Source organism: Dyadobacter sp. SG02 (assembly GCF_900109045.1).
In the GTDB taxonomy this organism is placed as follows: domain Bacteria; phylum Bacteroidota; class Bacteroidia; order Cytophagales; family Spirosomataceae; genus Dyadobacter.
This window is the reverse complement of record NZ_FNYL01000005.1, coordinates 382,880-403,994: the sequence shown is the minus strand read 5'-3', so window position 1 is coordinate 403,994 and position 21,115 is coordinate 382,880. Positions and strand designations below refer to the sequence as shown.

Annotated in this window: 15 protein-coding genes; 9 read left to right on the top strand and 6 right to left on the bottom strand. The window is 51.6% G+C overall.

Going from position 1 to position 21,115, the window contains the following annotated elements; genetic code table 11:
* Positions 1 to 137 precede the first annotated feature (137 nt).
* Positions 138 to 614: a DUF6252 family protein gene (locus BMW93_RS14625; RefSeq protein ID WP_090377262.1), complete on the top strand. Its 477-nt coding sequence runs from the start codon at positions 138 to 140 to the stop codon at positions 612 to 614.
* 60 nt (positions 615 to 674) lie between these two features.
* A complete protein-coding gene (locus tag BMW93_RS14620) occupies positions 675 to 1,064 on the top strand; it encodes a LytTR family DNA-binding domain-containing protein (protein WP_090377259.1) in 390 nt (129 codons plus the stop codon).
* Here BMW93_RS14620 and BMW93_RS14615 read toward each other — a convergent pair.
* From BMW93_RS14615 to BMW93_RS14605, 3 genes are all read right to left on the bottom strand, one after another.
* Positions 1,054 to 2,304, bottom strand: coding sequence for an SGNH/GDSL hydrolase family protein (locus BMW93_RS14615; RefSeq protein WP_090377256.1), 1,251 nt, complete (start codon positions 2,302 to 2,304; stop codon positions 1,054 to 1,056). The genes BMW93_RS14620 and BMW93_RS14615 overlap by 11 nt on opposite strands.
* A gap of 207 nt (positions 2,305 to 2,511) precedes the next feature.
* The gene (locus BMW93_RS14610; protein WP_090377253.1) at positions 2,512 to 3,492 is read right to left on the bottom strand and encodes an alpha/beta hydrolase; all 981 of its coding nucleotides are present in this window, start codon (positions 3,490 to 3,492) and stop codon (positions 2,512 to 2,514) included.
* A 213-nt stretch (positions 3,493 to 3,705) separates the two neighbouring features.
* On the bottom strand, positions 3,706 to 4,944 hold the full coding sequence (locus tag BMW93_RS14605; RefSeq protein ID WP_090377250.1) for a Na+/H+ antiporter: 1,239 nt from the start codon (positions 4,942 to 4,944) through the stop codon (positions 3,706 to 3,708).
* Between the two features lie 127 nt (positions 4,945 to 5,071).
* Here BMW93_RS14605 and BMW93_RS14600 point away from each other — a divergent pair, with 127 nt between their 5' ends.
* Together BMW93_RS14600 and BMW93_RS14595 are read left to right on the top strand one after the other, a co-directional pair.
* On the top strand, positions 5,072 to 5,929 hold the full coding sequence (locus BMW93_RS14600) for an NAD(P)H-binding protein (protein WP_090377245.1): 858 nt from the start codon (positions 5,072 to 5,074) through the stop codon (positions 5,927 to 5,929).
* A gap of 34 nt (positions 5,930 to 5,963) precedes the next feature.
* On the top strand, positions 5,964 to 6,773 hold the full coding sequence (locus BMW93_RS14595) for a helix-turn-helix domain-containing protein (protein WP_090377242.1): 810 nt from the start codon (positions 5,964 to 5,966) through the stop codon (positions 6,771 to 6,773).
* A gap of 59 nt (positions 6,774 to 6,832) precedes the next feature.
* On the opposite strand, the gene BMW93_RS14590 is transcribed toward BMW93_RS14595, so the two are convergent.
* The 3 genes from BMW93_RS14590 to BMW93_RS14580 form a co-directional block, all read right to left on the bottom strand.
* Positions 6,833 to 8,935: a S8 family peptidase gene (locus BMW93_RS14590; protein ID WP_090377239.1), complete on the bottom strand. Its 2,103-nt coding sequence runs from the start codon at positions 8,933 to 8,935 to the stop codon at positions 6,833 to 6,835.
* A gap of 15 nt (positions 8,936 to 8,950) precedes the next feature.
* Positions 8,951 to 10,033 carry a hypothetical protein gene (locus BMW93_RS14585; RefSeq protein WP_090377236.1) on the bottom strand — a complete coding sequence of 361 codons (1,083 nt, stop codon included), beginning with the start codon at positions 10,031 to 10,033 and terminating at the stop codon, positions 8,951 to 8,953.
* Positions 10,034 to 10,321: 288 nt separating this feature from the next.
* Positions 10,322 to 11,308 carry an endonuclease/exonuclease/phosphatase family protein gene (locus tag BMW93_RS14580; protein WP_090377233.1) on the bottom strand — a complete coding sequence of 329 codons (987 nt, stop codon included), beginning with the start codon at positions 11,306 to 11,308 and terminating at the stop codon, positions 10,322 to 10,324.
* Positions 11,309 to 11,566: 258 nt separating this feature from the next.
* Between BMW93_RS14580 and BMW93_RS14575 the strand changes: the two genes are divergently transcribed.
* From BMW93_RS14575 to BMW93_RS14555, 5 genes are all read left to right on the top strand, one after another.
* Positions 11,567 to 13,393, top strand: a complete 1,827-nt coding sequence (locus BMW93_RS14575) for an alkaline phosphatase (protein ID WP_090377230.1) — start codon at positions 11,567 to 11,569, stop codon at positions 13,391 to 13,393.
* 160 nt (positions 13,394 to 13,553) lie between these two features.
* Positions 13,554 to 14,147, top strand: coding sequence for an RNA polymerase sigma factor (locus BMW93_RS14570; RefSeq protein ID WP_090377227.1), 594 nt, complete (start codon positions 13,554 to 13,556; stop codon positions 14,145 to 14,147).
* Between the two features lie 98 nt (positions 14,148 to 14,245).
* Entirely contained in the window at positions 14,246 to 15,478 is a 1,233-nt protein-coding gene (locus BMW93_RS14565; protein WP_090377224.1) for a FecR family protein, read from the top strand.
* Between the two features lie 177 nt (positions 15,479 to 15,655).
* On the top strand, positions 15,656 to 19,219 hold the full coding sequence (locus BMW93_RS14560) for a TonB-dependent receptor (protein WP_229240439.1): 3,564 nt from the start codon (positions 15,656 to 15,658) through the stop codon (positions 19,217 to 19,219).
* A gap of 24 nt (positions 19,220 to 19,243) precedes the next feature.
* Positions 19,244 to 20,968, top strand: coding sequence for a RagB/SusD family nutrient uptake outer membrane protein (locus BMW93_RS14555; RefSeq protein WP_090377221.1), 1,725 nt, complete (start codon positions 19,244 to 19,246; stop codon positions 20,966 to 20,968).
* The last annotated feature ends 147 nt before the right edge of the window (positions 20,969 to 21,115 follow it).

Genomic DNA, 21,115 nt, shown 5'->3' with positions numbered 1-21,115 from the left:
ATACCGGATTTAGGTCGGCCTTCGCCGGGTTTAAACTCAAACCCGCCTGATGTGTAGTAGGTTACATAGGCCATTCGACACTTTGTAGTTTTGAATTGTCAAACGACTACTACACATTTTTTAACTAAATCAATTTCATGAAAGCTTTTAAAGTACTCGCCATCCTGTCTGTTTTCAGCATTACTATCCTCACCGGTTGCAGCAAAAAAAGCGACGACGTAAACCCCGATCCGGCAACCGGCGCGGCGGGTTTCAAGGTAAAGGTGGATGGCAAAGAATACGCCCCGGATTTTTCCTATGCATTGGCCAGTTTCCCTGCCAACGATCAGTATTACGCGATTTACGGACTCGATAGCAAGACGAACGATGTCGTGGCCATTGCATTGCCCAACACTGTTAAGGAAGGGACATTCCCCATCAATAATGTGAATTTCGCTGTGATGACATTCAACAAGCAGGATTTCTCGACGATCAACGGAGGCAGCGGAACAATTACGATCACGAAGAGAACCGACAGCAATATCCAGGGGACTTTCAGCCTGACCGCCGTAGATGCGACGGGCACACTCAAACGCACACTGACGGACGGGAGCTTCAACGTGAACGTACGCTAGGTTCCCGCCATCTGTCACTTTTTTCGGCCCATCCATCCAACGATTAGCACTATCCCTTTTATGAATACTTTTACTCCTTTTGATCCGCCCGCGGACCAGGTTAATGCCAAACCTGCGCACATTTCGGTACACTTTATGGGCCGAACCATTACAATCGGTGCCGAACAGATTACATTTCTTGAAGGCGATGGGAACTACACTTACGTATACACCTGTGCGGGAAGGAAATACCTGATCTGCAAAACGCTTAAATGGCTGGCCTGCAAGCTCGACAGCAACTTCGTACGCGTGCACAAGTCATTTCTCGTGAATGCCGATTACGTGATCGGCTGTGCGGAAGACGGGCGCGCCCTCAAAATGCGGTGCGGTAACGAGGCGGTCGTGAGCCGTCGTAAAACAAAGGAAATCATCGGTATTTTCGGCGAGCGCACGCAGCGGATCAGCGCGTAAGCAACTGCCGCTCGCCGATCATTTTGACCAGGGCGTCGGACACCTTAGCGTGGCCCGACGCCTTGATATGTCCGTCGATGGGGTAATAATCCTGCACCTGGAGTAGTTCGTCGGTATGGAGGAAAAACAAATGCCCGTCGCCCGTCCGTTTCGCTTCCGCTTCGAATGCGCGGATCATTTCGGGGCGGGTGTAGCGGCCGTCGAGTTGCAACACCACGATATTGCCTTTGTAAAACTTTCGGATTTTGGCGAGCGATTTGAAGAAATACTCCGTGTGTAGTCTCGTTTCCGCCGGTGTTTTAATGTCCGGCGGCGTCACGACGTCCAGTCGGCGCCCTTTAATCCACGAGGACAATGCGCCACCGATTTCGCTGAACACCTGTACGGGGCTCATCCATATCCGTTTCAGCAGGTCCTTCTCCCGGACAAAGAAATAGGTGTAGCGCATCGGATAATAGGTTTCATTGATCCGGTTGAAAATCGCCGTGTTCTCGAATGATTGCCGGGTGAGGTGTTGCGGCCGGTTCTGCGGCTCGTTGCGGGCTTCGTTTTCTTCGAGGTCGTTGTCGCAGTATTGCAGCACCACCAGCTTTAAAGAGTCCCTTTTTATTTTGGAAAAAAGCAGCATTTCCCGATAGGTACCATAGGACGAAATCCCTGCATTGAGGGATTTGACGCCCAATTTCCGGCCGGCAAGGTCTGCATAGGTCTGGTTTTCGTCCACGCCCCAGCCCATAGTGAACGAGTCGCCCAGGAAAACCAGTTGCGGGTTATCGAGAGAACCCTCGTCGTCGCGCAGGCCGAAACTGTTGATTTTAAATGTATTACTATATTCCAGGCTCGAATGCACCCCTTCGCTGCCGGGCCGGAGCACGTAACCGAGGTCGGGCGAGTAGCTGGCGAAATGGCGGTTGAACTGGATCACATCGCGGTAGTTGATCCACCTTTCCAGCACTCCTACCTCATGCCGGTCGGTATCCTGATTGACGGTGATCGTGTGACGTATGTAAAACCAGGAGGCCAGTTCAGCGAGCAGCGGGATAAGCAGCGCCGTCCAGAACGGCAGTTTCAGCAAGCGGGTAACAGACCAGCAAAAGAGGACAAATGCAATAGGTACCAGCGCTTTAAATAGCAGGATGGTCCAAACGAAGTGTGTGAAAAGCTGCCACCGGTAAACTGTGATAGCCAGAAGCAGATAGCCTGAAAAAACGGCGATCGCCCCTATTTGTCTTTGCGTCATAGAGTCACTGTAAGGATTTGGGCACGGCAATTTAACCGCTTACTAAAATCCAGACACAGAAAACGGGCTATATATTTCATGTTATTCTTTTATTTTTTTATGAAATATTTATAATTGATTGATAATCTGATAAATAGAAGTGGGGAAAGTAAAAGATGGGTTACACTTTCGCATAACCCGTCTCCGTGTAGTAGTATTCTCTAAAATCTATTTGAGCGCCTCGCGGATGGCTGCACCTGCTTGAAGGAGCGCACCTTGCACTGCGGGCACATTTGCGAGTGGGTTCAGCAAACCGTAATCGTGGATGAGGCCCTGGTGTCTGGTCAATGTGGTTTTAACACCGGCTGCTTCCAATTTGCGGGCATATGCTTCGCCTTCGTCGCGGAGAACGTCATTTTCGGCAGTTTGTACGAGGGCAGGAGGCAGGCCCTGCAATTGCTCGGTGGTAGCTTGTAATGGGGAGGCGTAGCGGTGTTTTCTATCTTCGGGATTGGTAGTATAATTGTCCCAGAACCATTTCATCATGTTTTTGGTCAGGAAACGGCCGTCGGCGAACTGGTTGTACGAACCGGTTTCGAAATTAGCGTCGGTAACCGGCCAGAGCAGCACCTGCAATTTGATTGCCGGGCCATTGTTGTCTTTGGCTTTCAGCGCTGTTGCCGCAGTCATATTACCCCCTACGCTGTTACCCACTACTGCCAGCCTGCTGCCGTCGACATTGATTTCGTCGCCATGCGCGGCCACCCATTTGGTTGCTGCATATATTTCATTGATCGCCACCGGGTATTGTGCCTCCGGCGACGGTGTGTAATTCACAAAAACCGCTGCCGCGCCGGAATACACGACGAGGTCACGAACAAGCCGTTTGTGGGTCGGGAAATCTCCGAGTACCCAGCCGCCGCCGTGGATGAAGATGAACACCGGCAGTTTTTCGGTTGCTTCTGCCGGTTTTACGATATCGAGTTTAACGGTAAGGCCGTCCTCTGTAATGGTTTTCTCGCTGGTCTCGATGCCCGATAAATCCACTTCTACCGAGTTCTGCGCTCCTACGAGCACGTTACGCGCATCTGCGGGCGACAATTGTTCCAGCGGGGTACCGCCTCCGGAGTTCAGAGCATTCAGGAAAGTTTTGACATCTTCAAAAATAGCAGGGTCGTTGGCGGGGTCGATAATATTCAGAGTTTCCATGATCTTAAAAGGTTTTTGAGATTGACTTTTTGTTTTGCTGTGCTTGATTTTGATATGACAAAACTAGGCGAGCGGTGGGAGGGATACATTAACCTAGGTTAAGAAAAGTGGGGGAGATGAGAAAAATTTTGGTCTATCTTGGTGACATGAGCGGGACGGCGTAAAGATTGCTCCAAATATAACTTGCCCATTAATTTTCAGCTGGAATAGCGGCTATTGCAACCGCTTCACAATCCACGGCAGCGTCAATCCCTGCCCGATCAGGGTAAACAGCACCACGGCAACGGAAATGAAGATGATCGCGTCGCGCAGGGGGAAGGGCGTGCCGTCGTGCAGGTGCGTGGGGAGACCAATGGCGATGGCGAGCGAGACGATGCCGCGCATACCCGACCAGCTGATGATGAGACTGTTTTTGAAATCGAGCAATGCGTTTTCGCTGATCCTCCCGCGACCGCTTTCGAAGCCTTTTTGAAGGTTGGCCCTTTGCCAGAAAACCCGTACCATGCGTAGTATAAGGGCTATAATGGTGATAATCAATGCATAACCGATATAGGGAAGGAGCTGGTCGCTGCGTATGTTTTTGATCACATACGGGAATTGCAGGCCTATTAATATGAATATGAGTCCGTTGAGCAGGAAGATGATGATCTCCCAGATGGTTTTGGATTGCTGTTTGAGTCGGTCGGGGAAGATTTTTTTACTGAAATCCGCAATACCCAGGCCGAGGATGACGACGGCGATCACGCCGGACACTTCGAGCTCTTCCGCTACCCGATAGGCTACGAACGGCATCAGGAGCATCATACCGATGGTCGCCTGCGCATTGCTGTGAATCCGCATGATAATGAAACCCAGAATGCGCCCCATCACCAGCCCGACGATGGCGCCACCGAGCAGCAGTACCGCAAATTCGGCGGAAGCCTGCCAGAATATAAATGCGGAACCTGTAACGGCGGCCACAGAAAACCGGTAAGCAACCAGCGCGGAAGCGTCGTTTACAAGGCTTTCGCCTTCCAGAATGGTATTGGTTTTGGAGGAAAGGCCGAGCCCTTTGGTAATGCTCATGGCGGCCACGGCGTCGGTGGCTGATAATATGGAGCCCAGCACGAACGCCAGCGGCCAAGTCATGCCGGGAATGAGGTAGTAAGCCACGGCCGCAATGCCGGATGCGGTGATGAACACCAGTGAAATGGCAAGGCTGCTGATGGTATTAATATTGATCCTGAAATCCTGGAAATTGATGTTGAATGCAGCGTCGTAGAGCAGCGGCGGGAGGAATATCAGGAACACGACTTCCGGGTTAAGCTCGATCACGGGTAAAGTGGGAATGAAACCGATAGCGATCCCGGCGGTGATGAGTAAAACAGGGTAGGGTATCCTGACGCTGTCGGCCACGGCCGACAGGCCGATCATTATAGTCATGATAAATATGACGATACTGTAATTCTCCATAACCTCAAATCTAAGGATGATTGCGGGAAATCAAGGTTTCCGGCCGAAAAATCGGGCGTGTCGGTTTTGTTCTATTTTGAGGGACGGACGGGTTCTAGTTTTGCTTTAAACTAAAACAAACAAAACAATGATAGCCATTACAGGAGCAAACGGAAACCTTGGGAAAGCCACCCTTTCATTTTTAATGAAGAAGACATTGCCTGAAAACATCGTCGCGATTGTGCGCGACGCGGGCAAGCTCAGCGAATATGCGGGCACGGGCATACATATCCGCACGGCGGATTATGAAGATCAGGAATCTTTGGAGAAGGCATTGGCGGGCGTACACAGGCTGTTGCAGATCTCCGCTTCGGCCACGGGCGTGCGTGCAATGGCGCAGGAAACGCGCGTGGTGCATGCGGCGGTAAAATGCGGGGTAGAGGAAGTTGCATATACCAGCACGCTTTTCCCACACGAATCGGCGCATTTCCATGCAGCGCACATTTGCCGGAACACGGAGGCGCTGATCCGTCAGAGCGGGATGCGTTACGTCTTTTTCCGCAACAGCATGTATCACGAAACGATCCCGCTGTTCATCGGCGAAGCCATGGGCGATGGCCGGATCGCCTACCCGTCGGGCAGCGGGCGCGTGAGCTTTGCCTCGCGGAAGGATATCGCCGAGGCGCTGTCCAACGTGCTCACCGGGCCCGCATTCGGCAATGCTACCTACGATATTACCGGGGCGGAAACATTCAGCTTTGCGGACATCGCATTGACATTGAAGGATCTTGCAGGGTATCAGGAGGCCGCACATATGGACATTTCTCCGGAAGATTACCGCAAAGGACTGCTCGGCTACGGACTGGGCGAAGAAGAAGCCGGTTTTTATGCGAGCATGGCCGACAGCATCCGGGCCGGGGAGTTTGAGAAGACACATCACTCGCTGGAAGGGTTCCTGGGGCGGAAACCGCTTGGTGTTCAGGAATATCTGAGGGAATTGTTTTGAAAAAATCGGTAACTTGCCTTACAACTCAATAGCCATGAAATACCATCAGATCCAGCCGCCGCCGCATTTGCAGGACTACGTGAAGTACTACTGGGCGCTCGAAAGCTCGGGCCGGCCCGACGAGCAGGTCCATTTCGTCACCATTGCCGACGGTTCTCCGGGTATCATTTTCCAGCAATCGGCGGGCGCATCGTTTCAGGAAGGAAAACAACTGGCGTCGGTTTTCCTTTACGGGCAGTCGACCACGCACACCCGCATCGTTTCGCCGGCCACTTTCAGCACTATCGGGGTGTATTTCTACCCGCATGCATTGAAATCCATTTTCGGCATCGATTCCAACGAACTGACCGACGACTGCCTCGACCTGGACCTCTTACTCAACGGCACGCGGCTCATGGAGCGGCTGGAAAGCGCCGCCGATGTGGAAACAAAAGCCAATATTCTTTCCGAATGCCTTTGGGAGCAGATTTGCCGCAACGACCGCGCATTGCAATCGGCCACGCGTTACGCATTGCAGCGGATCATCCAGTCGCAGGGAGGTATTTCGATGAAAGACCTGCGTTTCGAGCTTCAAATATCGGAACGCACGCTGGAAAGGCGTTTTCAGGAAGGAATCGGCCTGTCGCCGATGCTTTTTGCACGCATATGCCGCTTTCAGGCCTCGCTCAATCAGCTGCGGAGCCAATCCTACGACAAACTTTCCGATATCGCCTTCGAGCAGGAATATGCGGATCAGTCGCATTTCATCCGCAATTTCAAAGAATTTACCGGCCTGACGCCGTTTCAGTTCCGAAGGAGCATTCACGAGACTGTGGAGAATTTTCCGGTGCTGGTTCAATCGTAGGCAATAAAAAACGGGCGCTGAATTCCAGCGCCCATTTTTTTCATTACCACAACAATATTCTATTTTTTAACAATTTTCCTGGTCAGTACTTTCTGTTCGGACACCACACGGAGAATGTAAATTCCCGGTGTCGAATTTTTTATATCCACTTCCATTTCAGGCTGATCCTTGAAAGATTTGCCGAAAACGGCCTTTCCATCACCGGCCACGACTTCCACCTTACCCGAAGCAATGCCATCGAGCCTTACGCGGAAGAGGCCGTTGCCCGGGTTGGGGTAGACGGCGTTTTCGGGGAGTTCGGCTTTTTCGACTGACGATGGCGCTGTTGGATACGTGACCACCGCGCGCTCGATTGCGGCTGTGCGGGCGTTATAATCGTTGGTGCAGCCTTCCAGGTAAGCACGTACTTCCGAACCGGCCAAACCTGTGAACCCGTCTTTCAGCATCACTTCGTCGGCTGCGTGGTAGATGGCCTGAGCGCCGGTGCTAACAACGTTTCTCGCGGTAATAGAAGCTGATGCTTGTTGCTGATCGAGAGATGGATAATTGACGCTTGAAAGGATTGTCCTGTTGGCCACGCATTCTTCCAAACCCGAAATAATTACCGAAAAGTGCTGGCCGTTTTTGTAAAGCGTGCTTTTATGAGAAACGGTGAGCGTGTAAGTCTGGCCGGGAACAGGATTTTTGATCTCGACCTTCTCCACATTATCACGAATGTTGTCACCTTTCAGGGCAGGGTTGTCGTAATTGGTGCTGTCCAGTTTCCATGGGAAATAGGTATTGCCCGCGTCAGATAACCGTAAATCCAGGTCGTTCACTAACTTGATCGTTGTGATGTTGTTGTAGATTTCAGGCGTCCCGGCCGTATCCGTCCAGCAAATTGTAGCGACGAGCGGTTCTGTCCCCGATGCAACCAGGTCTCTTGAAAAGGTAGTCCCGTTAAGAAGAGAATCTTGCAAAATGGCTGACTTGCCACCATTATTACTGATTACTGTCGCCGCTCGTTCCACATTGAGCAAACCCCATCCAAATGTAATGTCGGGCCCGTCATAAAGACCTGCCTCGTTGGCGGTATGAAGCATCAAACCTTTTACGGTAGCTCCTCGCATAAAATTGGCGTTAAGGTTGTTGTAATGCTGCTGCAAAAGAAGCACAGCACCAGCAACCTGAGGGGACGCGTACGAAGTCCCTGATGCTCCTGTACCTCCGGTAAGAAAACCGTTGTCGCTGCTGGAATTTATAACAGCGACCCGCCATCCGTTGGCGACGATATCAGGTTTGATTCTGCCGTCGTCCGTAGGCCCCTTGCTAGACGCCGACGCCCTCACCACGTCGGCCGGGTTTGTGTAATTAGTCAGTGGAGCGATGCTTCCTACTACCAGGGTGTTTTTTCCGGTCGCTGCGTACGAAAGCTGATGCGTTCCTGTCGGGTCATTAATATTTCCGGCTGCCCGTACACAGGTGAAGTAGGGGCCATGATAGACTATATTGTCGAAATATGCGGATGTCTGTGAATATAAGCTGCCGTAAGTCGCCGGATAGGAATGATTGGAGACTAGGAGGCCATTTTTTACCTCTTGGGTTAGCTCGGTTACGTCATCGGTCCATTGGTATGCCCTTACGTTCGCCTTCATAGCAATACCTACCGCTTTCCCAAACGACGCCGTTGGGCTGTAAGCATCGGTAGCGGCGATTTGACCTGCAACAGCAGTAGAATGTCCGGATAAAGCCCAGGTTTCGAGGTTGATTGCTCTGTTTTCCAGTGCAATATGTGTAGTCCGCACCGATCCTTCGTCCCACATACCGGCAGTCATACCTTCTCCATGAACAGAAAGTCCTAGTGAGCCGCCGGTGTACATACTATTAGCCTTGATGGCAAGGGTGCCATCGGAGTCAAGGGGAGAGAAGTATATAGGGTTTCCCACGCTGTCCACGTCCATAATATTCCGCTCATCTTCCTTCGGGTTGCCGGAATTCTTGATTTTTCCCGAACTCCGCAATTTGTTGAGCATCTGGCGCCGCTCTTTTAAAAACTTTTCGCTGATTGCGTCTAGCTCCTTTGCATTTGTCGCTTTCTTTATTTTTTCTTTTTCCTCATGGGTTTGAGCATAACAAACCTGCCCGATAAAAAGAATCAATAGCGCATATGTCCATTTTTTCATATTGTCGCAGGTTAATTACTTGTTAAGGTCTCTTTTCAATTGATCGATTTCTGCCTGTTGCTTTTCCGATATCTTTTTTAGATCAATGAGATATAATGTAAGTTCCTCGATTTTTTCCTGTTGAATTTTTGCAATTTCTCCAAGGCTCAGACCTTCGTTTTGAACTGTCTTTTCAGAAGGCACATTGGGCAAGTGACCGTTTTCCTTGATGTATTTCTCAACCGACGCCAAGTCTTTTAACTGATATTCGGGTTTGAAAACGTAATCAGCCCAACTGGTTCTGATACGTACCTCTTCTGTCAGAATACCACCTTTTACAAATAATTTGTAGCTGCTCACATCGGCTCCACCAACCGTAGTCGGAAAAGTAGAAGTGCTCACGCCAACTTTGCCATTGAATACCAGTTGTTTGGCCGCGAAATCGCCATGTATTAATGGATTAATTGTATCGGAATTAGCAATGTAGAGCTTGTCACTTCCGAGCTCTTTATAACCAGCCTTATATCCGACGAATATGTTGCCGTTACCCGTCAGGCTGTTGTTCCCAGCGGTTTGTCCCAGATAGGTATTTCTTTGGCCAGTTGTATTATTGAAGCCTGCATTGCTTCCAAAGAAGGTATTGGATTCACCGGTGGTATTGTTGAAGCCAGTAGCATACCCAACAAACGTATTGAGCCTGCCTGAAACATTATAGTAACCAGTGCTGCCTCCGAGGAATATATTCATGCGGCCTGTGGTATTGGAAAAGCCGGCCGAGGAGCCTACGAACGTGTTATATTCTCCGGTTGTATTCGCATTTCCTGCTTTAAAACCAATGAATGTAAGTCGCCCTGCCGTGCTGTTATTCTGACCTGTGTACGCGCCAAAGAATGCATTTGCGACACCGGTGGAAACGGCCCCCGAACCTGTTCCGAAATAAGCCGCGTCGCTTCCGCTCGTTCCTGCACCCGAGCCGTCATAAGTAACAGTTCCCGTAAAACTTTGCGTACGCAAGTTACGCGCAGTATCCTGCGAAACGGATTGCGCATTGACTGAAAGAGAGGTAGCCGATAACAAAAGGGCAGCCGCCATCAGCGACGATTGTACTGATTTTTTCATTGTAAATGAATTGTCTGTTTTCCCTACTCTGTTACAGGTTTTTCGGGCACCACCTTAATGTCGGAATGGCATGAAAAATCCGTCCGCGAAAAATTGTTCACGCGTGAATTTGACGGAAATGAAAAAAGGTGAAGTAAAATCAGAGATGCTTAATGGTGCGGCAATATAGAAGGTAAATGCGGAGAATTACAAACGATTCAAAGAAAAATATTGATGATATATTTCTATGCTTTTGGGAAAGAAAATGAATATTAAAATATATGTTTTTTTTGTAGTATTGTTTCTATTTCAAGGGTTAAACGTAATCATCGGTTCCAATAATTTATATTTAAACCGCGCCGAGACCGGGTGGTGATCCGAAAGCGGCAGGCCGTTGCTATTGTAAAATGATTGTTTTTCCAAAACATGTTCAAAAGGTTCCAATTGGATGGATTCGTTGCTGCGAAACAGTATTTTATCGATTGTTTCGGTAGAATCGTTAATGGAAAGAATATCGCTTGGAGGCAGGCCGTCTTTTGCTTTGGGGATAATACCGTCGCAATGTAAACGTACCCAGGTATCACTCAACCCATTCTCTTTCAACAACCAATTCACATTATCCTCTCCAAAACTGTAACGGCCATTCAGATCGCCCATCACGATCACCGCATTACCGGTCGAATGCAGGCGGATGTAGGACGATAGCTGTTCCATATTCCGGCGCCGAGCGAGGGTTGCACGCGGGTGGTTGTACGCGTTGGCGTGCACGTTGTAAAAGTCGATGAAATGGTTGGGGGCAATTTCAATGCGTGTATAGGTGAAACCTTTGGGCGTAAAACAATCGGCGCCGGTGCAGTCCGTCCAGGCGATGCGACGGAGGTATTTTACCGGGAATTTGGAGAGGGTATTGAGGCCGTCGCCGGTCATGACGGCCCCTTTGGTAGGCGTCCGGAATGGATGGGTGTTGCCGGTGTGGTAGAGATATTGATTGTAATTGAAATCTTCCTGCACATGGGCGATGTCGAAGCGGTTGAGGAGGCGGCCGATGGCGGAAATGCTTTCTTTCCTCGGGGTAACGGCGCTGCAAATAAATTGGGGAAGGCCGGCGATATTGTAGGTGATCACGGAAAAGCTGCCTGCGGAAAGCGAGTCGGGGGGCAACGGGGGCTGGTAGTGGCCGGCTTGCCGGATGTGTTCGCGGGTGGCGGGGGTGGCTTCGGAGAGGAAGAAGAGGATAAAAAGCCAGGAAAAGGATTGGAATAACCTGTTTTTGTCAAGAAGTGAAGTCGCCCACATAATGTGCCGGTTGGTATGCCCAAAACTACCAGCGGCATATGGTCAGGGTAATTCCAAATTGTTAACAATACATTATTTTTCAGAAGGACAGCATCTCGCCCGGCCTTCCGGCGGACGTGTGTACCGTGCGCGGCCATCCGCCGGTTTTAAATAATTGTTATGAAAATGGTATTTGCGGCGCGGCGAATGTCATTTCAATGGATATTTGCGGCCATTCCCGGTTCCAACCAGATGTTCAAACCGCCGGGATAACCATTCATGAAAGCTTTTTCCCGATTCACAATTCCCCTTTTTGCCCTTTTGCCCTGGGCGGTTTCCGCGCAGCAGAGCACTGAAAATCCATTGTCGCGCGCGCATTCGCATAACGATTACATGCAGGCGGCGCCGTTCAAGCTCGCTTACCAGCACCAGTTCGGCTCGGTGGAGGCCGATGTGCATTTCCGAAACGACACGCTTTTCGTGGCGCACGATTCCAAAGATATCAGCGCCGACCGCACTTTCGAGAAATTGTATTTGCAGCAGATCATCAAGCAGATAACCCAAAACCAGGGCACCATATTTAAGGATAAAAGCCGCATAATGACCCTGCTGGTGGATTTGAAAACCACTTACAAAACTACTTTGCCCGCATTGGTCAAAGCGCTCGCGCCGCACGAGGCGCTGCTCGCCCCGAAAGGCTCCGTGAAAGTGGTGTTGAGCGGCAATACACCCCCGCCGGCTGAATTTGAGCAATATCCGGCCTATATTTTCTTCGATGGTCGTCCGGGTACCACCTACACGTCCGCGCAGGCCACCCGCCTCGGCATGATCAGCCAGGATTTTCACAAGTATTCGCAATGGAACGGAAAGGGTATTCCGGTCGAGAAAGACCGCAAGGCGCTGGTGGATGCCATCACGCAGGCTCATGCGATGGGCAAGCCGTTCCGTTTTTGGGCCAGTCCGGATAACATCAATGCCTGGAAAGTGCTGATGAACCTTGGGGCGGATTACATCAATACAGATCATGTGGCCGAGTTGGGTACATTTCTCAGTGGCCGCAAGAACGCGGAATACAAAAACAACGAGTTTTACAAACCCTATCAACCCACCTACAAAAACAACGACGGCCTGGGCAAGGTGAAGAACATTATCCTGCTGATCGGCGACGGGATGGGTTTGGCACAAATTCATTCGGGCCTCACGGCGAACCGTGGTGAGCTGAACCTGGGCAAATTCCTCAATATCGGTTTCTCGAAAACGGCGTCTTCCGATAACTACATTACCGATTCCGCCGCGGGTGCCACCGCTTTCGGTACCGGCCATAAAACCCGCAACCGGGCCATTGGGGTGGACTCCAACCTCGTGGCGGTGCCGTCCATTATCCGTCAGGTAAAAGCGACGGGCAGAAAATCGGCATTGATCTCCGCGGGTGACATTACCGATGCGACGCCGGCCTGCTTTTACGCACACCGCCCCGAGCGGAGCCAGATGGACGAGATCGCGACGGATTACCTCAAAGAGCCGGTCGACGTGCTGATCGGCGGCGGTTACAGCCATTTCGCCAAAACCAAAACCGTCGATTCGCTGAAAGCACGCGGCTTCCAGGTGTCGGATAACTGGAATGAACTGGCCGGTATGAAAGCCCCGTTCGTGTTGCTGGACGACAAGCATGTGGTATCGATGCAGAAAGGGCGCGGCGATTTCCTGAAAGATTCGTTTCACAAAACACTGCAATCGCTGCAATCGAACCCGAAAGGCTTTTTCATGATGGCCGAGGGCGCGCAGGTGGATTACGGCGGCCACGCGAACATCGTACCGTACGTAGTGACCGAAATGCTCGATTTTGACAAACTGGTAGGAGAGGCCCTTCGCTTCGCCGATTCCAATGGCGAAACGCTCGTCATCGTCACGGCCGACCACGAAACCGGCGGCCTCACGCTCCTGGACGGCAACCTGAAAACCGGCTACGTCGACGGCCAGTTCAGTACCGGCGACCACACCGGCATTATGGTGCCGGTATTCGCCTACGGCCCGCATTCGCTGGATTTCAGAGGGGTGTATGAGAATACGGAGATTTATCAGAAGATGAAGAAGATTTTGAAATAGGGTGGAAGGGGAGGAAGGGGCAGGTGAAAAGAGACTACGCGCAACTTTTTCCCCTTTCCTCCTTCTTTCCCATTTTCTCTTTTTAAAAACATTTAATAACCATATTTTCCTATTTGATGCGTTTTGATTTTTACATTTGTAGAAATCGCCATGTATTCCATTGAAGATAGACGCGTTACATAATGAAGCGGAGTTGCTGACAGCTATTGCGGCAGGCAGCGAAAAGGCATTTGCCACCCTGTTTCACTGGTACCGTGATAAAGTCTATTCCGCCGCATTCCGGCTCACCCATTCCAGTTTTCTGGCCGAAGAAGTGGTTCAGGATGTGTTTTTGAAATTATGGGTAAAAAGAGAAAACCTGCTTGAAATAGCCGGTTTCGAGGATTACCTCTTCATCATGACGCGTAACCACGTGTTTTCCGCCCTCAAAAGAATGGCGCGGCAGCAGCAACTCGTCGATGACCTCCAACTCGAACTTCCGGTCGCTGAAAACACCACTTACAATCGTATTCTCGACCTCGAAATCGAGGAAATCGTACACCAGGCGGTGGAGCTTTTACCGGCGCAACAAAAGCAGGTTTATCTCATGAGCAAGGAGCAGGAATTGAAGCGCGACGAAATCGCGAAAAAGCTCCGTATTTCTTCTGAAACCGTTAAAACCCACCTCGCACGTGCATTGCGCCACATCCGCGCGTACAGCAAATTGAAGCTCGAAATTTCCATTTCCTGGTTGCTGTTTTTCCTGGTAAATTAATTTTTAAACTTTTTTTTGTCGCATTGTCCCCCGAAATCTTCCGGCGGAAGTCTTTACAGGTGAAGGTCGGTATAAGCCGTCCGTAATCCTGACTACCCATGCAAAACCGACGACTGGACGACTTGTTTTTCCGGTATTGTGAAAAAAAAATAACCGACGAAGAACGGGAAGAGCTGATGGCCTTGCTGCTTTCGGACGATAACCGCGAGCAGATCAACGGCCTGATCGATCAGTTTATCCGAAGCGACGGGACGAAGCATACGCTGTCCGATGAAACGGCTGAGGATATTCTGAGCTCGATATTCTCAGCTACTGCACGGGACACTGAGCAGGAGCTCAGCGCCAGTGAGCCGGAGATAGGCGCCAACCGCCCGATGTGGCTATTCAGGCTCGTGGCGGCCTCGGTGGTGCTGTTAATCGCGTACGGCGGTTATCGATGGGTTAACCGGGCGAAGCCTGTGCCGCAGGTGGCAATCATGCATAGTGTGTACGGGGACGATGTGCCTGCGGGAGGCAATAAAGCAAGCCTTACCCTGGCCAACGGCCGGACGTACGATTTGAATACGATCACCGAAGGGAACCTTTCGGTACAACCCGGAACGACGATCGATAAGTCGAAAGGAGAAGTGATTTATGGCAAAAATGCAGGAAATGATGTAACTGTGGCCTACAATGTGCTCAGGACACCGTTGGGCGGGCAATATAAAATAGTGTTGCCGGATGGCTCCCGCGCCTGGCTCAATGCCGGATCGAGTTTGAAATATCCTACCGCATTCAAAGGCGACAGGCGGGATGTTGAAATGACCGGCGAGGTGTATTTTGAAATAGAACCCGACAAAACCAGGCCGTTCCTGGTGCAGGTGGTGGATAAGAATGCGAAAGGTAAGGATATGGAAATCACCGTTTTGGGTACACATTTCAATATCAGCTCCTACGGCGACGAACCTACTATGCAGACTACATTATTGGAAGGTTCCGTGCGCGTGAAAAAGGACGAAGTGACCAAAGTGCTCTCGCCCGGCCAGCAGGCGCGCGTGACGACGGGTGAAGCCGTGCGGGACATTGCCATTAAAACGGTTGATACCGAGAGCGTGGTGGCCTGGAAGGAAGGGCGGTTCGAGTTCAACGGGAATATCCGGGAAATCATGCGGCAGATTTCACGCTGGTACGACCTGGATGTAAAATATGAGGGGAGTGTGGAACGAAAGTCGTTTGCCGGGACGATCTCGCGCAAAAACAATGTGTCGGAAGTGTTGAAAATGCTCGAAATGACGGGCGGTATACAGTTCCGGATCGACGACAGGAAAATTACCGTGAAAAATACAGATTGAAATACCTTCAACTTAAAACTACCCTTGACATGAGCCTCCTGAACTCTTCCTGAGCAGCTTACCGGAAAGGATGATGAGGAAAAAGACCGGATGCGTTGCGACCGCACCCGGCCCGCCTGATCAGTCCTGATATCATTGGACAACGATACATTCACTTTTAACCAGGCATACAAAACTATGAAATTTGTATACAAGGGCAAAACTGTCCTGTGGAAAGCGTATATACTAATGCGTTCTCTGTGGGAAGCTTACGCCGTAAAACACCGAACCGACTTTGGCAAAGTCCTCCTGACGATGAAATTAACCGTGTTGATATTCCTGATTGGTACGTTGCAGGTGCTGGCCGAAGATTCGTTCGCCCAGCAGGTATCGATCAAAAAGAAGGACGCAACTTTACTGGAAGTGCTCAGGACCGTCAGGAAACAAACGGGCTACCTCTTCATTTGCGATCTCGAAATGCTGGATCAGGCCGAAAAGGTCAATATCAATGTGACGAACGCACCTTTAAAAGAGGTATTGGACGCCTGCTTTGCCGGGCAGCCATTGACCTATAATATCGTCGACAAGACGATCATCGTGAAGAAAAAGCGCGAACCGGTCCGCAAACCGAAGGAAGAGGCGAGCCTGAAAGAACCTTATTCTTTCACGTCCGATGTGGTTTTGAAGGAAAAAATGACGGAACTGATGCGAAAGAAGGTCAACCTGCAAACGATCTTCGATATCAGCGTCACGGGTAAGGTGAGCGACGAAAAAGGCGAGCCGCTCGCGGGTGTGAACGTGATTCAGAAAGGCACCCAGCGCGGTACTTCCACCAACGAGCAGGGCGTTTTCAACATCGATATCACCGACGCCGACGCGGTGCTGACATTCTCGTTTGTCGGATTTATGTCGCAGGAAGTGATAGTAGGCCGCCGCAGCCAGATCGACGTCACCCTGAAAGTCGACAACAAGGCATTGGAAGAGGTGGTAGTAGTAGGTTACGGCACGCAAAAGCGTTCCGACCTGACGGGTTCCGTGTCGTCCGTGAAAGCGGAAGACATCAAAAGCTTGCCCGTACGCAGCGTGAACGAGGCATTGCAGGGACGTGCGGCGGGCGTCCAGGTAACCCGCACCGACGGTTCGCCGGGTGCCTCGTCCGACATCGTGATCCGCGGTGTAGGGTCGATCGGGGGTATGGCGCCGTTGTACATCGTCGATGGTATCCGGATGTCCGCCGGCAACAACTTCAACTTGCAGGACGTCGAGTCCATAGAAATATTGAAAGATGCGAGTGCCGCGGCCATTTACGGCGCGCAGGCTGCGGGAGGGGTAGTGCTCGTCACTACCAAACGCGGTACACAGGGTTCGGACAAGATGAATATCAATTTCAATGCCTACTACGGCGTGCGCCAGCCACGTAATCTCTATACAATGCTGAACACGCCCGACTACGTGAAGGCCAAGGCGGCATCCGGTGTGAACGTCAGCGGCTGGGGCGATCCGGCCACATTGCCGGACAATGACTGGGCAGACCAGGTTTACCAGAACGGCAGCGATCAGAGCTATTCGTTATCGCTCTCGGGCGCTACGCCTAAAACCAATTACTACCTCTCGGCTAACTACCAGCGTGAAGGCGGTACGATGATCGACAACTGGTTCGAACGCTACGGCATCCGTTCCAATGCGGATTTCAAGATCAACAACCGTCTGAAAGTAGGGGAGACGCTCTACGGATGGAGTACCCGCAACAACCCGGTGCAAACCAGTACATTCCCGTTCCGTTCGGCCCCGGTAATCCCGGTGTATGACCCTACCAATCCTGTCGGCGGCTGGGCGAAAACCGGTACTTTCTTCACAGGCCCGAACCTGGTAGGCAATGAGCTCATTAACCATGCCAAAAACAATCAGTACGCGCTGGAAGGCAATGTGTACCTCGATTGGGAGATCATCAAAGGTTTGAACTTCCGCTCCACATTCGGCGCTTCGATTTATGCGGTGAACAACTATAAATTCACGGAGGCCTATGATTTTGGTACCCTCAAAAACGTGAATGCGTTCCTGAGCCGTGACCAGAACAATACCCGCAATTTCACCGGTAACTTCGTGCTCACCTATGCGAAGACTTTTGGGCGTCACGAAATTAAAGCGATGGCGGGTTACGAAGCCTACCAGTCGAACCTGAGCAACCTGCATGGCGAAGCGCAGGGCTTCCAGGTGATCACCTACAACCTCGGTATGACCACTAACCCGAGCACTTACCGGGCCAGCGGCGGCGAGTTCCCGCAAACGCGGTTGCTCTCGCAGTTCGGGCGGATCAACTATACATTCGCCGATAAATACCTGTTCACGGCCAACGTTCGCCGGGATGGTTCCGACCGCTTCGGTCCAGCCAACAAATGGGGGGTATTCCCTTCATTTTCAGTAGGCTGGAAAATGAGCGAGGAGGCGTTTATCCGCGATAATGTGCACCAGATATCCAACCTGAAACTCCGCGCGAGCTACGGCAAGCTGGGTAGCACTTCGAGTATTCTGCAATACACCTATCAGGCTTCCTACGGCGGAACCGGCGGTACCAATATCCTGGGCTTGCCCGATGGCACGCGCTCCAAAGGTTACGCATTGACCGCCCAGCTGCCCAATCAGAACATCAAATGGGAACAGGTGAACCAAACCGACATCGGCCTCGACCTCGGCTTGTTCAAAAATGCATTGAATATCACGGCCGACTGGTACAGCCGCCAGACGCAGGATATGATTTACCAGGTTCCGGTTCCGGTTTCCGCAGGCTTCTATGGATCGAGTGTGTATACCAATATCGGTCAGATGAGTAACAAAGGGCTTGAACTGGCGGTGGACTATCGCGGCAAAGTGAAGGATTTTACCTACTCGGTGAGTGCCAATGCGGCATTCAACCGCAACCTCGTGAAGCAGCTGAGCGGAACGAACAACAACCCGATCAACGACGGGGCGGCAGGTGATTACCTCGAAAGCAGCGTGAGCCGTACCCAGGCGGGCAAGCCTTTGGCGCAGTTTTATGGCTACATCGTCGACGGTATTTTTCAGAATAATACCGATGTACAGGCCCTCAACCAGAAAGCACAGGAAGCGGCCGGCTCGACATCCGTATTTTACCAGAATGCCGGAACCGGCGCTGGTGACCTGAAATTCAGGGATATCAATGGCGACGGCCGCATTACGATTGACGACAAAACGTTTATCGGCAACCCATGGCCGAAAATGACCTACGGCTTTTCGCTCAACGTCGGCTGGAAGGGTATCGACGTACAGGCGATGTTCCAGGGTGTTCAGGGGGTTGATGTATTTAATGGAAACAAATACTACACCCAGTTCTTTGTAGGAGATTACAACACCACGGGCGACATTTTCAATACCTCGTTCTTCAATGGCAACGGCCTGACCGACCAGCCGCGCGTGGGTACTACGGATGCGTCGGGCAACTACCTGCGCGACCCGAACTCGAACTATACCCGCATTTCGTCCTTTGTGGTAGAGAATGGCTCGTTCCTGAAACTCCGCAACCTGCAAGTAGGCTACGCATTGCCGGCTAACCTGGTGAAACAGTGGAAAATGACGGGCCTGCGCATTTATTTTCAGGCACAGAATCTGCTGACTTTCACCAAATATTCCGGTCTGGACCCGGAAATACTCGGCCGGAACGGAACGACGGCCCGCGGACTGGATACGATCTATTCCTATCCGCGCACACGCCTGCTGTCCATGGGTATCGACCTGAATTTTTAATTGACCAAAACGCGAATCAAGGCAATGAAAATATTTCACAAACTGCTGATGCTCGTCATGCTGACTGCCATGGCCTCATGCAGCGACGATTTTGTAAACGTCGATAACCCCGGCGCGCTCACGCCCGCGCAATACCCGCAGACCGTAGCCGACCTGGAACAGCTGCTGACCGGCGCCTACGCGACGCAGCACGCCAACGGCCTCTACGGGCACACCATGCTGGCCAAGAATTCCTGGCTGTGGGACCACACCACCGACCTGAGCTGGCAGGGGACGCCTACGTGGATCCAGCTCGGGCAGAACAACTCCCAGCCGAACGACAGCTTCCTGTACGACAACTGGCGCGAGCTGTGGCGCGGCGTGCAGCGGACAAATACCCTGCTGGCCAGTCTGGAAGCGGTACGCCAGAAATCCCCGAATGACAGCAAGGCCATCGATCAGATCAAAGGCCAGGCGTTATTCCTCCGCGCGTGGTACTACTTTTACCTGGTAACCACCTGGGGCGAGGGCTTCAATGCAGGTACGGAAGGCGGTAAACTGGGCGTGCCGATCCTCACGGAAGTCGCTGCCAGCCTCGACGAGACGCAGGTAGCCCGCAGCACCGTGAAAGAAACCTGGGATTTCATCATTGGCGATCTCAAAACGGCGGAAGGGTTGCTGAATGGTGTCAACTGGACCGGTGCCACCGACAAGTACAAGGTTTCGGGCTGGGCGGTGAAGGGGTTTTTAGGTAAAATTTACGCCTACCAGGCCGATTGGGCCAATGCCAAAACCTACCTCGGCGATGTGGTGACCAACAGCGGCAAATCGCTCGTGTCGTTCGATGTGTATAAGGATATGTTCAATGGTAAGAATGAATTTACCTCCGAATCGCTTTTTGAACTGAACCTGAATGTGGACATGACCGCCCGCGGGGGCGACGACCAATCGATGGGTTCCAGCATTGGTATGGTGATCGCGCCTACATATGTGGGCGACAATGGAGGCCAGGCGGCATCGGCATGGTCCAATGTGTTCCCGCATGCCAAAAACATTGCACGGTTCGGGTTCAACGAAGGGCATTATTTCAAACCCGGCAGCACGAGTGCCAATATCTCGAACGTAGATCCCGCCTATATTGCCCGATCCCTCGAAGCGAAGAAAAAGCAGACGGTCGATCCGCGCCTGTGGGTAGCTTGTTACCAGCCGTACGTGGACTCGATGATTGTCAGCGGCAAAAAACGTCCGATCTCGCATTACCTCGACATTACCGAGTTGGATATGGAGGCTTGGAGCTTCCGCAAATTCACCAACCCGACGGGTACCGAAGCGGAGATCAACATGTCGAGCGGCGCCAATATCCCGTGGCTGAGGTTGGCTGACGTTTACCTGCTATATGCCGAAACGCTGAGCCATTCGGGTGATAATGCAGGCGCATTGGAATACATCAACAAGGTGAAACGCCGTGCGTACGGCCTGCCCGTGAACACGCCCTCGGCCGTCGATTACAAAAGCCTCACCGACCTGACGAAGGCGAGCGACGCCGTCCTGAAAAACGACCCGCTCAAATACGAACGCTGGGCCGAGCTTTTCGGCGAAGGGCATTGGTGGCTCGACGTCCGCCGCTGGCAGATAGGCGATAAGGAAGCGGCCTATTACCAGCGCATCCGCGGCGGGGCCATCGAATGGTCACCCACGGATTACGCCCAGCCGATCCCGATCAACGAGATCACCGCCAACGTAAACATGCGCCAAAACCCAGGCTATTAACAAATATCACGGTGCTCTACGCCCCAAGCAAAGGTGCAGAGCACCGCAATATTTGTAGAAAGATTGCACCGTCGCTTTACATCCTGCACGTAAAGGTGCAGAGCACCGCAATATTTGTAGATCGTTGATACCGCGATATTTATACAT